Here is a 13,203-nt window from a genome sequence, read left to right as displayed (position 1 = left end):
CTATCTCATATCCATGCTGGCGTCGACAACAAAGCTTGACGTTTTGAAATTAAGCCCGATTTCAGAGCAGGTGGCTCGCTTGCAGGTTATTTCTTGCGACCTCTGCGGCGCGCAAAAGGCGACATATGACGTCTATGTCAAGGGCACAGTCGAAGGCGTGCCTGCGCTAAAGAGATGCTGCGATGGCTGCAAGTCGCTTCTTCTCACCCACTGAGCGCCTTTATCACCCACATGCATGCCGCCGCTATTGCAGCACTTGCGGGTATCGTTATCACCCACGCATAAATTATCTTCTTTCCAAGCCCCCACCTTACTGCAGAGAACCTCTTTGTCGCCCCGACGCCCATTATTGCGCCGGAAATCGCGTGCGTAGTGCTCACCGGTATGCCGAGCCACGCCATGGAGGTCAGAATCGCGCCTCCGCCCGTCTCTGCGCAGAACCCCTGGTACGGCTTTAGGTTGGTAAGCCTAAACGCCATGGTCTTGACTATCCTCCAACCTCCAAAGAACGTGCCAAGCGCAATGGCAGATGCGGCGCTCACTATGACCCACAATGGGACTGCGAATTCCTTCGAGTGCAGCAGACCACCTGCTATCAGGAGCGCCGTTATGACGCCCATCGTCTTTTGCCCGTCGTTTGCGCCGTGCGTCAGCGAGAAAAACGCCGAGGACACTATCTGCAGCCTGCCAAACACCCTGTTGACCCTGCCTGGCACCTTCTTGCGCAAAAAGAACATCATTGCAAGCGCAAAGCCGCCCGCTACTGCAAAACCCATGGCCGGCGACACCACCATGAACGTGAGCGTCTTTTCAACGCCGGGCGCGACTATGGCCTGCAGGCCGCCGACAAAGAGCGCCGAGCCCACCAAGCCGCCGATGAGCGCGTGGCTGCTTGATGACGGCAGGCCGAACCACCACGTTATGAGGTCCCACGCTATTGCCCCTAAAAGCCCCGCTATTATGACGTCCACTGTTGAAAACTCGGGCATGATGATGCCCTTTCCAACAGTCGCCGCGACTGCTGTTCCAAAGATAAATGGACCTGAAAAGTTGGCTGCGGCCGCAATCCCGACTGCCTGGATGGGCCTGAGCACTCTGGTACCGACTACGGTCGCAATAGAGTTTGCCGCATCATGAAAGCCGTTTACGAAATCAAAAAACAGCGCCGCGCCTATTGCTCCGTAAACCACTAGGACAATGCTCTGGTCGGCCACTTTACATCATCAACCGTATTTCAGGCCAATGTCCTCAAACGTGTCGGCCACATCTTGGCACCTGTTGACCGCGTCTTCCAGCTGCAGGTATATTTCCTTGAACTTGATTATCTCTATCGCGTCGCTGGTCTCAAACAATTCTGCAATCGCAAGCCTGTAGATGGTGTCTGCCTCGTGCTCGTACTTGTTGATGTTCCTGCAGTGCTCCACCAAGTCTGCAGAGTTCTTGAAGCCTCGCAGACGCGTCATCAGAGCGTACACTTCCTGCGTGGCAGAGAGCAATATCTTGGCAAGCTCTATCATGTACGGGGTCGGCTTGGTTATCTTGAAGAGCACGAACCTGTCTGCCGCGCCGTCGATGTAGTCGAGTATCTCGTCCACCTCGCTTGTCAGTTTCGAAATGTCCTCCCTGTCCAGCGGCGTGACGAACGTCTTGTCCATGATAAGGTATATGCCGTGGGCTATCTCGTCGCCCTTGTGCTCGATGTCCTTTATGCTGACCTTGCGCTCGCCTACGTTGTCAAAATTTGAAACGAGGTCTACGAGGGAGCTGGCGGCCTTAAGCACGTTTGCGCCCTGCTGCTCTAGCGCGTCGATTATCTCTCTGTCGTTGGAGCGAATCCATGAGAGAAAGCCGCCGCCTGTCATCTACACGGACTACGTGGGTGCAGCGTATAATACCCTATGCTAAATGATCTACATATTCTATATTGATTAGCATTTCTCTCTCCCCGCCGCTCCTCTCAGGTTGGGATCATGACCTTTTCTATGCTGGCAGGATGCTTTTCCCTGTAGTGCTTTACGAGCTCCTTTACCGTGGCAAACGTCATCCTGCATTCCTCACAGCTCTCTGCAGGGCTCTTGGAGACGGAAAAGAGCGGCTTTTTACTGACGCGTATTGTCCTGTTGCCGGGAAGCGATATTGTCAGCATTCCACCGTCGTCCCAGCTCTTCAGGTGCTTCTCAAACTCCTCGTATATCGAGAGGTTGAAGCACGCTACCGGGTCGTTTTCAAAGTCGCACGCCCTCTTTTTGGCCATGTAATCTTCGTGTATGTTGCCCAGCCACCCGTCGACTACCTCTGGATTGTCTGACAGTATATCCTGGACGATTCTCAGAGTATAGATTGCGATCTTGTTTTCCAGCGCATCGTTCGGCACTATGAGGTAGCCCTTCAGCTTTAGGCCGAGCGAACCATCTTCAAATGCGTGCTTCATGACATTGTCCTAACGCATATCAAATAATTAAGGATTGCTTAACAATATATTCAAAAATATTAGTATTACAATACGAGATACAACCAAATTTACAAAACTAAAATCCTTTTAATAAATATTATAGATTCTTTCTCTTTAAATTGACGAACACGGGTCGCAATATATTTTGTTGCCGGCGTCTGTTGTGTCGGCTTTTTTTATGCAATCAGCGCGTAAATAACTTTCTTTCCAGTTTTGACATAAAGGCGGACCTGTAGCTGTCAAAGTCGTCGTACGCGCCGCAATAGCCAGAAGCTTCTTCATCAGAGTAGCATGTCACAGAGCTGTCGTCAAAGTGCCTGCAAACATGCGCGTACCTGCACATCTCTGGCTTCATGCGCATTATCACCCCGGCTGCAGATAACAGCAACATGTCCAAAATGACGCGGCGGGATGGGCAGTAGTTTCACGCCAGGGATTGTTGTTGCATAAATACGCTCTGACAATTGCGGCATCATAAATAATAAAAAATGGAAAAAGAAGGATCTCAGACTTTTTTGTTCTCTTTTACGTCCCAACCTCCGGTCGCCGGCGCGCCAAGCGAGCCGTCGGGATTCGTAGGATAGTACGTGAATTCTATTTTGGCAAAGTTGAGTGAAAAGCTGTCTATGGGGACTGCTCCCGAACTGCCTCCCTGCTGGTACGAGGATATGAAAACGTCTGTCAGCTTTATCTGGAGGAACTGCTGACCCTTTTTGCCACTCACCTCGCCTGTGAGCACAACCTGTTTGATGTGCTGGCCTGTCGCCGTCGCAAGCACCAGCTTTGGAGACGACTTGTCAATTGCCTTGGTGAAACTGATGTCTTGGAACGACACCTTTCCCGCGCCTGCACCGCCGCCCGCGCTTGACGAGCCTGCGTTGGATGCGCCCCAGCTGAACGATTCGATGTTTATCTCGCCCTTGTGCCTGTCACTTGTTGATTCCCCTTCAATGCCGTCTATCTTTAGGAAGTAGTCGACGCTGGCAGCGTCAGCAGAAGGCATCCCGAGCAGCGCTTCGCTGGCCGAGAGCTTTTGCGACGTAAAAGATGCCACTGCGACGTACCCCACAAGAATCGACGCAACAACCGTTATCGGTGCTATCGTCTGCATCTTGCCTAGGTTTGGCATGGCGACGGATTCAAAAGAATAGATATACCTTTTCTGTAGTCCGAGCCTATAAAAAAGATAAAAGTAGAGAGGGCCCTACTTGGGCAGCTCTATCTTTTCCGCTGCTGTTATTATTTTTCGGTATGGTTGCAAGGTCGACACAGGGCACCTGCTCCAGCGCGACTGCCGCGGTGTCGGACGCGCCATAGCCCATTATGATACCAAAGCCGTTCGTGTGCTTGGGATACACCCTCAACTCTATCGCAAACGAGCACTTGGGATGCGCGCCTAATCGTGATCATAAATTACTTAAACGAAGTCCGTTATCCTTGACGGCCTCTTGCGGGGTCTGCGCTCGATCCTCACCTTTGTTTTTTCCTGCATTTCTGTAAGCTCGCCTCTCATGGCTAGGAACTGGAGCGCGTTGCGCGGCGCGCCGGCGCTGTAGTGGTTGTTAAAGTAGGCATACGTTACAGGGGCCTGAGCCTCTATCTCTTGCAGCCTGTCGACCCAGGGCTGCAATTCTTTTTCCGAATAGGTGTATTCGTACCAGATGGGCCTGCCCCTGCCGTGCCATCTCACGTACGCGTGGGTAGACGAAGTCACGACCGGCCTTGACAGAAACTCTATCGGTGACTCGGTTATCGTGTTTGCGACATTGTATTTCCTCAGCAGGTCCCACGTCTCCTTCCTGTCCCACGATTCGTGCCGGAACTCGACTGCAAAGCGCATGTGTAGGGGCAGCAGCCTCAGAAATGCCTCCAGTCTGCCTGCCTCATCGTAGGAAAAGCTGGGCGCGAGCTGCACAAGCAAGCAGCCGAGCTTGCCTGCGTCCTCCAGCGGCTTGACAACATCCAAGAATTTCTGCAAATCCTCTTCTGCGCCTGCAAGGTGTTTGTCGTGCGTTATCGTCTTTGGGAGTTTCAGAGAAAACTGAAATGAGGGGCCGGTCGCCTTTTCCCATCCTCTCACCATAGCCTTGGTCGGCATGCGGTAGAACGACGAATCCACTTCGACAGTGTCAAAAACCTTGGCGTAAAACGGGAGCTTGGCGACCCTGTTGTTCGGGTAGAAAAGCCCTACCCATTCTTGGTAACTCCACCCGCAGGTGCCAAGGAGCAATAACGTCTCTTACATGGCGCTGGGATATTTATCTGCCTACTGTTGCCTCGGCTTTTTCAGAAACATCTTGGACACTTCGGGCAGCACAAAGGCATAGTGTATGTGGCTGCAGTCCTTGGATTCGCACAGCCCGCAGTAGAGCGTCCTGTCCTTCAGAAACACCTCTGCAGTCTTGCTTGCCTTTGCGTCGCGGATGAACAGTATGTTGTCTTGATAGCCAATCTTTGAGAGGTAGGGCGCGTAGCTCTGCAGGAACTTGTCGCGCTCTATTGCGTCAACAAGCACCGAGTTGATGTACTCCTTGGTGTTCCAGTGCATCTTTTCCGCAGTAGACTTCATGAGGTCATACGTCTGCTTGAAGATCTCGACTGTTACTACTTCCTTGCCTCCGCGTTTTACCATGCTACTACCAATCTCCTCTTGTGGACATGTGAAGACATGTGTTTATACTGTTCAAGCATGTATATATCAATATTATGTTATAACATGTTCAAACATGCGACAACATATTGTTTTAATACTTCTATTGGATATTACTAGTAGGTGTGGCCGGATTTGGGCGAAGACGAAGTTAACTGGCTGTTGCTTTCTACGCTTACCAGCATAATCGCATTTGTGGTCATGAATGTCACGATCTTTTGGCGTGTCTGGAAGCGAAAACCTGGATTGCTGAAAAGCACTTCGTACGAAGGCATGGTCAGCGACACAACGCTTAACTGGAATCTGATCCTGACGATATTTGCTCAGTGCACTGCACTGGCAGCTGGGCTGTTTGTAATAATGAACGTCTTACTGTTCTTGCTCTTTGGAAGGTGGTACATAGATGCCCGGTCTATCGGCATCATGGTAATCGCGTTTGCAATATTGCTTTTCAGGTCTTTCGACAGCTTTTGGACAAGGTTATTCAATTCTTAAGATCATAAGATAGAGTCTCTTTTGGAGGTCGATATGTTCTTCCTCTAGCAGAGTGGACACCCTAGAATAGATTAGACTGATAATTCGAATTCGGAATTCCGAGTTGTAATAAAAAAATTGGTGCAATGCGTTCAAGACTCTTTTAGGCTATTTAGAGTAGAGGAGGAAAGGCTAAACTGATTCAGATTTTTTCGAAGGTATTTCAGAGTGAATCTTTGGTTCAAACAATTTTATCAACAACCTTGTCAGGTCCTCAAGTTCAAATGGCTTTTGCAGAACTTCGATTTTCTCTATTCCAGAGAAATCAGTAAGCTCCTTGCTAAAGGCCGTTATCATGATTATTGTCTGTCCGGGATGTTTGGCAAGTATTTCCCTGGCAACATCGCGACCATTTTTGTTTGGCATCCTGTAGTCCAAAATGACAACATCAAAGGGCTTGTCCTGATGATCAGAAAGCATGTATCCATGGAGACATTCTTCACCATCGCGGGCAGTCGTAACTTCATGCCCTTCACCTTCGAGAAACACTCTGTACATCAAAAGGATATTCTTTTCGTCTTCAGCTACGAGTATCCTCAAGGCGAGGAATTATGTGGCGATAGTTGCTTAAAAGAGATGTGTTTTGTGTCACTGTCATGGAAGTTGCCGCATCCATTAGTGAAAAAAAATTGAAGGTCATGAGAAACCCCGTCGCCGGTGGCGAGCAGGCGGCGGGGCTCTTTTATGACACTTGCCGTCAAGCGATTCCGTGCGCATTCTGAATCACCTGGCAACTTGTTTCAGATTATGTAAGGCTATCAACGGACGCTTCAAAATGTGCTAAATACAGGTGCATTAGTTGCCACACTGAGCGGTTGGCAAGCACTCTTCACAATATCTCCTTGCAACGATATAGACTCCCAAGTCGAACAACGCTTCGGAGCGGGCGTATGCACCACAATCTTGGCAATATGGGAAACCTCGACCAGGTTTCCATTGCAACTTTGTTACCTTGATTGGCTTTTGCATGAGCATTCTTCTTGAGAGTTTTATAAAATGCTGGTCGAATCGGTCACTAGGGAGAGACCTCGTAGAACTTTCCCGGTCAGTCATTAGTGGTTTTTGGCTCCTTTGAATTGTTTAGATCGGGCCGGTCGACATGATAGAAAATTGCGTATTCTCAGTTCTGCGAGCTAAGCCAAATCAAAGTATTCTGATGGGAGGCCCACGTCTTTGTTCGTTGATCAGCTCCTTGAACCGCTTCTTGAACACTTTGTTCCTTGGAGTACTTCTGAGCTTGTATCCACAGCAAGGACAGTAAATTCCCGACCAGTTTAGAAAGAGCGAGCAAGTCTGGCACCTTCGCTGCCCGTCTGCATATCGAGCGCCATCTTCAGGTTTCTTTGCCTTGTGTCTATCGCAGATGCCTCTGCAAGCCATCAGTAGTATCCTCTAGTAATCATGGAGAAATCTTCTGCTATAAGAGGCAGAATATCGATAACGCGTTAATTTCTTGAGATTTTGCGTCTTGAAAGAGCGGAAGTCATTAAACAACCCCGCCATCAAGGTCAAGTTGACAGCGGGGTTATTCTATGACACTTGTCATCGGGCGTATATGGGGATGCAACGCCGATATGCCCGATAAGAGTAGAGAATGTCGAGAAAGATTAAGTGTGATAGTTTCAAATCTGTTGGATTCGCAATCCATTAAATTTCACATCCCGGGTTTATGCACTCGTTTCTCCTCCAAAAGTCACGATTAAGACGAGATGTGCTTGGGAACCATGCTCTGAAGAGCTGGTGCTAGGAAGCATCATCATCATATTCTGCAGTTTGAATACAGTCCTCGCAGTAGCGATGCAGCACGATACAGCTCCCTGCTTCAAAGTGCGCCTCCATGGTGGCATAACCGCCACACGTAAAGCATCCTGGCAGTAGTCTTCCCGTTTCACGCGTTATTGGCTTGACAGTGATTGGTTTTTGCATCCCTTCAGAAGCAATTGAGGAGTGTTATATAACTAATAGTTGCAAAAAAGATAGGTAAAATGAGGACTAGTTGCAGGAAATTAGCTAATTCCCTTACATTAATTTCCCTAGTGTGAGTTTTAGCAATGCCGTTAAACGCAAGCCATCCAAATGCTTCAAATTGGCATCAACCATAATTTCCTCAAGCATTTTTTCTACACCATGAGCCTCATCGCAAATCAGGCGGTGTTCGAAATTAGGCGCTTCTATATCGACAGAGTTAAGGCACTGGGCACTTCACTTAACCCTGTTTAGTGATATTTTATAACCCCTGTCAATCAGCACTTACCCAATCATGAAAAACCCATTTAGTCGTGCTAAGGACTCTGAAGGCTTCAAATGCAAGGTATGCAAAATGGCTTTCACAACTAAGGACTCACTCGAACGGCACAAAAACAAGGCCAAGCATCATGGCGATGTACATCTCTAGGAGAAGTAGGGGCATATATCCTGGGATGATTTGCGACGGGCTCTATTCCGGGTAGTTCCTCGGCATCTTATATGCTCCAATCCGGACAAGGTAGAATTGCTCATCCTCCGTTAGGGTGCGAGGTGTGTGGCAGGGTGGGTGAGCTGCTAATGGTAAGCAGTCATGCCCAACTCTATGGAATCCAAGTCTTGGTTCTTGCGGAGCCTCTGGCTCTTCGTCTAAGTTTGATGTGACAGCAAGGACAACGCCTCTCTTCGGACTTTATATACACGGTACACTTCTGGCAGTATGCATATCCTGACTGATAGGGAGATGGGAAACAATGATTTGAAGTCCCTTCCATTCTTGCGCACATGTTGCGACATGCCATGACATGCTCTGAAATCTGCCAGATATAATCTAGCAAACACCCCGGGGAGAGGGAGAGTAGGAGGAAACAAGTTACAGAGGGAGAGGAAAACAATACGACGACATCAACAAACATCTATGCGTTAGAATTATGCTCAATATCGGGCCAGAAATGTAAAGAATGACCGGTGATGCTCTGCTGTACGAGCAGTTGTTCCCGTGGAGCCATCAACCATTGGAACATGGCCAGCATACCTGCATGCATGCATGCATACATACATGCGCGCTATTTGCCTTCCAAATGGCCTCTGGCCGGGACAAGCCGCTTCCCCCAAAAGCCTCTCTGTCAAGGCTGCGGCAGCTCCTCGTCTTCCATCAGCGCCTCGAGAATCCGCGCGTTTACTTCATTGACGTCCATGTTTGCCTTGAGGTATCTAACAAGGTCCGTGCTGCTGATTACTCCGACGGGCAGCCTGTCTTCCCCGTTATTTACCACGAGCAGGTGTCTTGATTTGTTAGATGACATCAGGCTGGCAGCCGAGCCAAGCGTCGCTTTGCGCTCAATTGTTGCGATAGGCGAGGACATCAGGCGCTCAATTCCGATATCCTTGCTGCTTATTCCTTCAGCGCACACCCTCCTAACCAAATCCCTCTCGGTTATCACTCCGACAGGTTGTTGTTGCTCGCCTTTGCTCTTGTCGACCACAAACAGCGAGCCTACTTTTGAGTCGCGCATTTTCTTTGCAGCCTGCTCTGCAGTGTCGGAGATGCTTATTGTCTCTATATTGTTTGACATTGCTGCCTCGACAGAATTTTCCATGCATGAAATAGCCTCTTCCAAGATATTACAGTTCTCTCACTCTCACTCTCTCACTCACATCCCATCTTCTCTATCCTGCCCCATGTCAAGTCTGGCATCATCAAATCCTTCTGCACAGATTTCCTATCTATCATGTCAAGGAGACCGCTGTATTCGGAGTGAAAATCGCCCATACGGCATATAGAATATGATTGTGTGTAGTACTTTCGGGCCAGAAGAGCCAATGCGCGAGGCTAGTACTGAAACTATATCCCTTCAGGATAAGGTGGTAGTACTAGGGTTCTGGCTCGGCATATCGCTTACTCTTCGTATCATCTTGTACAGCCTTCATTGGATGGGCAGTCTAGGTGCATTGGGAATGACATTTCTAATAGTCACTATCTTCCTCAAGAGTAGCTATGGAAAGAAGCATGACAAGAGATTCAAGCGGGTGTTAAGATACTGGTTTTCCCGAAAGTTTCAGTGGATAAGCATCGCCATTACCATCGTTGCAATCGTGATGATGATCGCGATAGATAGAGGCTATGCGCGGTACAATGACAACATTGAAGCATCAATCGAACCTAATTACCATGGTTCATTCTTGAACGAATTCGAGTTTCTCACAGCGTATACCGACCACGTTTCAAAAGGTATGCTTGTTTGGTCGTCTTGGATCATGGTCTATGAAGATGCAGAATACCTGACCTTTCTTGTCTTGGTCAGAAAGGGCCTCATCTTTCGAGAATTGCGGAAAAGGTAATCTCTTCAAATGCAATGTATACCAGAAGCAGAGCCTGACATGTTTGCGCCATCAATCTTTAAGAAGCAGAAGGTTAAGCTGCTGCCATTAATTATCTATCGAGCTTTACGCTTTACGAAGGTTGTCAGCTTTTCGTGCTCAGGAAGTCATATGTGCTATCTTGTTCATAGTCAGTAGAAGGAGCTAGCTATTGCTTCTTGCTAAAGCCCTCTGGATACCCGACCTCTTGCTTGCCCTTAAAGCTGCCAGCAACCCTCTTGCTCAATTCCAAGGCGCGTTTTGATTTCTGAGAGTCGGTTGTTTTAAAGAAGACCTGCAAGGCACGCAGTTCGCCTACCACCTTTTTTTCGCCAAGCTCCTTTGCGCGCTCAAACACTATTTGTTCCTGCTCCGCGTTTGAGCGGTCGAAAAAGCCCGGCCCGCCCAGCGCGCCTTTCTCAAGTGGTGGCACGACTTTTGGGCCTCTGCCTTTCTTTCCGCGGTCATTAGCCTTGAACGTTGAAGGTTTAACATGCGATTTGCCAACTTTTACCGTCTTGCCGCCCCGCTTTGCGGTATACGCCTTTCTTGTATGTCCTTTCCGGTGGACGGTCAGTTTCGCCATTTTGATATCTCGCCAAGTACAGCTTGGCAGCCATGATACTAAAGACCATATCTTTGCGGCACACTATATACGCATGCCCTCGTGTTGACATACGGCGCCGGTCGTGAAAGAAACGGTCTCGAATATCAAATTGATAAACAACGGGTTAAAGGATTCTCTCCCTCTCAAGATGTGTTTATCTTGAAAAGTCATCAAGATTCTGCCGAAGAATGACTACTACCTAATCATTGAGAAATAATGGTGTAAATGTAGACATGATGAGAGTAATGAATGCTTTTACTTGTGCAGCTTTATTGCGGTAACATATCGCGCAAAATCACCTTGTTTAGAATAAGATGCATGATTGCTTCTGAATTCAATTTGGCCTAAAGTCTTGGAAAGTAGAATAACGCCCATATCTCCTAGCAAACCGAGAAATGCACTCTCGAATGCTTCTGGTTTTTGCAATATTGCTTTCCGCAAGTCCGCATCACCACCCAAGTAATCGTCTATTATTCTAGTCATTACAACATCGTATACTATGCGACCTAAGAATGACTGCATTTCATGCAAGATGGCATCGGCTAGAATGTCGTTATTGATTTGTGGCATAACAATAACCCGAATATCGTAAGAAGTATTCTAACTTATAAGAATACTGTAGCTGATAGTTTACTCTGCAGCTGATCACGTTCATTTCGTTCGGAGGAATAACTCCATCAGCTGATGAGTTTACAATATCTTGAAAAGAAGGGTTCTACAGGTTCTACTTGATTAACGGCCCTGCCCCATGAACCGAGCAAGCAAACAGGAGACAGAGCGCAGCATTGATTCTGCTTTTTGCCCGTGTTGTTTTTCTCTATTTATGGTAGTGTCACACAGACGGACAGCCGAAACAACAGTCCTCCTCACTTTGGGGCTCTCGTGAGAATTGTATCCTGAAATAAAGCCAATCTCATTAATATCATAAAATCGCTATATCATCATGAGAACGACAACGGGAACGGGAACGAGACCTTTAGGCGTGAGCATAATCGCCATCCTGAACGTCATCAGCGGCATTATCATGCTGATAGGCGGAGTAGGATTGGCGGCGGTAGGTTCTGCACTCCCGACCATGAGTACTGTCAATCCAAACGCAGGCTGACAGATGGCCCTTGTAGGACTCTTGGGTGGAGGCGCTGCAGCAGTAGGGGCAGTTCTCATCGTACTAGGCATAGTCTCCTTCATAGTGGCATGGGGCCTATTCAAGGGAAAAGGATGGGCTTGGACGGTCACTATTATCCTCTCAGCCATCAGCGTCATCATGGGAATTGTATCTCTAGTAGGTGGGAACTTTGGAGCGATAGTCAACATCATCATAGCTGGTGTAGTTATCTACTATCTGTACAGACCGCATGTCAAGGCGTACTTTGGAAAAAGTGCTACCAGCGTGGTGTAATAAGAAAGAAGCATCAGTCCGAAGTTCAATGCTTATTGGCGAGCCCTGCGGATGGATTATTGGAAAGTGGCAGAAAAACAGCACCCCACAGCATCAACAAACTGCTAATAGAGATTGCAATGAAGCAGAAGACGTTCAATAATGAAATCAAGTTTCCAGAGTGGGAAATTTTGAGGGTTGAGCTAAACGCATTGAAATGGATACGGAGGTCAGGGAAAATTGACGAAACTGATTGTTTGATGGCCTGTATCCTGGCTCATGATGTCACCCGACATCATATTGGACAATTAACGTAACTCATTATTAGTTTCTGAACGTGAATATGCCTTGTGAGTGAATCTACAGACTCCGTTAAAGATTTGACAAGGGAAGCCAAATGGGCATCCGACCCTGAGACACAAAAACAGTCAATAGAGGAATTAGGCTCGCATGGTAAAGAGGCGATTCCAGCCTTGGAAGAGGTAAGGACTATAACCGCTCAGGATGACATTCGTAAAGAAGTTGAAACTGTAATAAGAGACATCACTCGAGAAGGGGAGAAGAATAGAGCTGCACAACCAAAGACAAGAAATCAAAAGAAGCCTTCTCGAGGAATGGCAAAGAAGAGCAGTAAATCCGGCGCAAAGAAACCCTCGAAGGAATCAAACAAGCGGAGCACTTCAACCCGGAAGACTGGTAAAAAGAAATCTACTCCGAAAGGAATGGGAAAAAGGCAGTAATTCGTTCTCTCCCGCAGCTCTCCCTCTTTGCTATGATTAGACGAATAAAGAAGGGCCAACGGGAGCAGAGGTGGAATGTTGTCGTGTCCGATATGGGGTATTGCGATGGAGATCCTGCTTAGCCTGGCCTCGTCGTTATCAATGCAAAAAGTAACTTACTACATCTGAGTACAGAATAAAATTCCACAATTAAATGGGTCATCATATCATCTAATTCAGCTCGCACCATATGGTGCAAGATATATAGATAGATGGAGAAAGAGATAGAGAAAGAGAGAGAGTGAGACTACACTTCAGCTTCAAGTATGCTGGTCGTTACCATGGCGACCTCTAGGCATCAGCAATTCGTTGTTTCAACTGGTCCAACTTGAACTCCCTCTCTGACATGAATCGCATTTCCAGAAATATGTTAGATCTTCAGCGTCCAATGAGCCTTTTTCCAAAAGTAAGCCACAATCAGGGCATGAGAGCATATTTTTTTAGATAGACCTTCGCCGTCAAAGTAATAATGAGCTTCGC

19 protein-coding genes are annotated in these 13,203 nt (G+C 47.8%); 7 read left to right on the top strand and 12 right to left on the bottom strand.

The annotated features are described in order from the left end of the window. Positions 1-13: 13 nt before the first annotated feature. On the top strand, positions 14-214 hold the full coding sequence (locus ACYOR7_RS10545) for a hypothetical protein (protein ID WP_479913905.1): 201 nt from the start codon (positions 14-16) through the stop codon (positions 212-214). Here the strand turns inward: ACYOR7_RS10545 and ACYOR7_RS10540 are convergent. The 8 genes from ACYOR7_RS10540 to ACYOR7_RS10505 form a co-directional block, all read right to left on the bottom strand. Further along, positions 204-1,214 carry an inorganic phosphate transporter gene (locus tag ACYOR7_RS10540; RefSeq protein WP_479913904.1) on the bottom strand — a complete coding sequence of 337 codons (1,011 nt, stop codon included), beginning with the start codon at positions 1,212-1,214 and terminating at the stop codon, positions 204-206. The genes ACYOR7_RS10545 and ACYOR7_RS10540 overlap by 11 nt on opposite strands. Before the next feature lie 9 nt (positions 1,215-1,223). Further along, complete coding sequence (locus ACYOR7_RS10535) at positions 1,224-1,862, bottom strand: DUF47 domain-containing protein (RefSeq protein WP_294807569.1); 639 nt, start codon at positions 1,860-1,862, stop codon at positions 1,224-1,226. 95 nt (positions 1,863-1,957) lie between these two features. Continuing rightward, positions 1,958-2,431, bottom strand: coding sequence for a hypothetical protein (locus ACYOR7_RS10530; RefSeq protein WP_479913903.1), 474 nt, complete (start codon positions 2,429-2,431; stop codon positions 1,958-1,960). Positions 2,432-2,636: 205 nt separating this feature from the next. Next, positions 2,637-2,813 carry a hypothetical protein gene (locus ACYOR7_RS10525; protein ID WP_479913902.1) on the bottom strand — a complete coding sequence of 59 codons (177 nt, stop codon included), beginning with the start codon at positions 2,811-2,813 and terminating at the stop codon, positions 2,637-2,639. Between the two features lie 144 nt (positions 2,814-2,957). Then, positions 2,958-3,581 carry an Hcp family type VI secretion system effector gene (locus tag ACYOR7_RS10520; protein ID WP_479913901.1) on the bottom strand — a complete coding sequence of 208 codons (624 nt, stop codon included), beginning with the start codon at positions 3,579-3,581 and terminating at the stop codon, positions 2,958-2,960. Positions 3,582-3,627: 46 nt separating this feature from the next. Beyond that, positions 3,628-3,816, bottom strand: coding sequence for a hypothetical protein (locus ACYOR7_RS10515; RefSeq protein ID WP_479913900.1), 189 nt, complete (start codon positions 3,814-3,816; stop codon positions 3,628-3,630). A gap of 53 nt (positions 3,817-3,869) precedes the next feature. Next, positions 3,870-4,682, bottom strand: coding sequence for a DUF72 domain-containing protein (locus ACYOR7_RS10510; RefSeq protein WP_479913899.1), 813 nt, complete (start codon positions 4,680-4,682; stop codon positions 3,870-3,872). 36 nt (positions 4,683-4,718) lie between these two features. Then, complete coding sequence (locus ACYOR7_RS10505; protein ID WP_479913898.1) at positions 4,719-5,084, bottom strand: hypothetical protein; 366 nt, start codon at positions 5,082-5,084, stop codon at positions 4,719-4,721. Between the two features lie 153 nt (positions 5,085-5,237). On the opposite strand from ACYOR7_RS10505, the gene ACYOR7_RS10500 reads away from it, so the two are divergent. Beyond that, positions 5,238-5,597 (top strand): hypothetical protein, encoded by a 360-nt coding sequence (locus ACYOR7_RS10500; RefSeq protein WP_479913897.1) that lies wholly within the window; start codon positions 5,238-5,240, stop codon positions 5,595-5,597. Between the two features lie 171 nt (positions 5,598-5,768). Here the strand turns inward: ACYOR7_RS10500 and ACYOR7_RS10495 are convergent, their stop codons facing one another. Together ACYOR7_RS10495 and ACYOR7_RS10490 are read right to left on the bottom strand one after the other, a co-directional pair. Next, positions 5,769-6,176, bottom strand: coding sequence for a response regulator (locus tag ACYOR7_RS10495; protein ID WP_479913896.1), 408 nt, complete (start codon positions 6,174-6,176; stop codon positions 5,769-5,771). A gap of 2,549 nt (positions 6,177-8,725) precedes the next feature. After that, positions 8,726-9,199: a CBS domain-containing protein gene (locus ACYOR7_RS10490; protein ID WP_479913895.1), complete on the bottom strand. Its 474-nt coding sequence runs from the start codon at positions 9,197-9,199 to the stop codon at positions 8,726-8,728. A gap of 223 nt (positions 9,200-9,422) precedes the next feature. On the opposite strand from ACYOR7_RS10490, the gene ACYOR7_RS10485 reads away from it, so the two are divergent. Beyond that, complete coding sequence (locus ACYOR7_RS10485; RefSeq protein ID WP_479913894.1) at positions 9,423-9,941, top strand: hypothetical protein; 519 nt, start codon at positions 9,423-9,425, stop codon at positions 9,939-9,941. Positions 9,942-10,128: 187 nt separating this feature from the next. Here the strand turns inward: ACYOR7_RS10485 and ACYOR7_RS10480 are convergent, their stop codons facing one another. Together ACYOR7_RS10480 and ACYOR7_RS10475 are read right to left on the bottom strand one after the other, a co-directional pair. Next, positions 10,129-10,545, bottom strand: coding sequence for a hypothetical protein (locus ACYOR7_RS10480; RefSeq protein WP_479913893.1), 417 nt, complete (start codon positions 10,543-10,545; stop codon positions 10,129-10,131). Positions 10,546-10,821: 276 nt separating this feature from the next. Further along, positions 10,822-11,136: a hypothetical protein gene (locus ACYOR7_RS10475; RefSeq protein WP_479913892.1), complete on the bottom strand. Its 315-nt coding sequence runs from the start codon at positions 11,134-11,136 to the stop codon at positions 10,822-10,824. Between the two features lie 373 nt (positions 11,137-11,509). On the opposite strand from ACYOR7_RS10475, the gene ACYOR7_RS10470 reads away from it, so the two are divergent. Genes ACYOR7_RS10470 through ACYOR7_RS10455 form a run of 4 tightly spaced genes read left to right on the top strand, consistent with a single transcriptional unit; the run spans position 11,510 to position 12,684 of the window. Next, positions 11,510-11,671 carry a hypothetical protein gene (locus tag ACYOR7_RS10470; RefSeq protein ID WP_479913891.1) on the top strand — a complete coding sequence of 54 codons (162 nt, stop codon included), beginning with the start codon at positions 11,510-11,512 and terminating at the stop codon, positions 11,669-11,671. A gap of 3 nt (positions 11,672-11,674) precedes the next feature. Continuing rightward, entirely contained in the window at positions 11,675-11,965 is a 291-nt protein-coding gene (locus ACYOR7_RS10465) for a DUF7144 family membrane protein (protein WP_479913890.1), read from the top strand. Between the two features lie 35 nt (positions 11,966-12,000). Further along, positions 12,001-12,261: a hypothetical protein gene (locus tag ACYOR7_RS10460; RefSeq protein ID WP_479913889.1), complete on the top strand. Its 261-nt coding sequence runs from the start codon at positions 12,001-12,003 to the stop codon at positions 12,259-12,261. A gap of 33 nt (positions 12,262-12,294) precedes the next feature. After that, on the top strand, positions 12,295-12,684 hold the full coding sequence (locus tag ACYOR7_RS10455) for a hypothetical protein (protein ID WP_479913888.1): 390 nt from the start codon (positions 12,295-12,297) through the stop codon (positions 12,682-12,684). Positions 12,685-13,203: the final 519 nt, after the last annotated feature.

The sequence above is a fragment of the Candidatus Nitrososphaera sp. 86-2 genome, from assembly GCF_056726185.1.
Note: the sequence above shows the minus strand (reverse complement) of the source record. Positions and strands in the feature narration are given on the sequence as shown.

Excerpts from the sequence above, each read along its gene's own strand:
- ACYOR7_RS10470 (WP_479913891.1), top strand. The coding sequence starts at position 11,510 with ATGAGAACGACAACGGGAACGGGAACGAGACCTTTAGGCGTGAGCATA.
- ACYOR7_RS10475 (WP_479913892.1), bottom strand. The coding sequence starts at position 11,136 with ATGCCACAAATCAATAACGACATTCTAGCCGATGCCATCTTGCATGAA.
- ACYOR7_RS10525 (WP_479913902.1), bottom strand. The coding sequence starts at position 2,813 with ATGCGCATGAAGCCAGAGATGTGCAGGTACGCGCATGTTTGCAGGCAC.
- ACYOR7_RS10530 (WP_479913903.1), bottom strand. The coding sequence starts at position 2,431 with ATGAAGCACGCATTTGAAGATGGTTCGCTCGGCCTAAAGCTGAAGGGC.
- ACYOR7_RS10545 (WP_479913905.1), top strand. The coding sequence starts at position 14 with ATGCTGGCGTCGACAACAAAGCTTGACGTTTTGAAATTAAGCCCGATT.
- ACYOR7_RS10465 (WP_479913890.1), top strand. The coding sequence starts at position 11,675 with ATGGCCCTTGTAGGACTCTTGGGTGGAGGCGCTGCAGCAGTAGGGGCA.
- ACYOR7_RS10480 (WP_479913893.1), bottom strand. The coding sequence starts at position 10,545 with ATGGCGAAACTGACCGTCCACCGGAAAGGACATACAAGAAAGGCGTAT.
- ACYOR7_RS10535 (WP_294807569.1), bottom strand. The coding sequence starts at position 1,862 with ATGACAGGCGGCGGCTTTCTCTCATGGATTCGCTCCAACGACAGAGAG.
- ACYOR7_RS10505 (WP_479913898.1), bottom strand. The coding sequence starts at position 5,084 with ATGGTAAAACGCGGAGGCAAGGAAGTAGTAACAGTCGAGATCTTCAAG.
- ACYOR7_RS10485 (WP_479913894.1), top strand. The coding sequence starts at position 9,423 with ATGCGCGAGGCTAGTACTGAAACTATATCCCTTCAGGATAAGGTGGTA.
- ACYOR7_RS10490 (WP_479913895.1), bottom strand. The coding sequence starts at position 9,199 with ATGGAAAATTCTGTCGAGGCAGCAATGTCAAACAATATAGAGACAATA.
- ACYOR7_RS10520 (WP_479913901.1), bottom strand. The coding sequence starts at position 3,581 with ATGCCAAACCTAGGCAAGATGCAGACGATAGCACCGATAACGGTTGTT.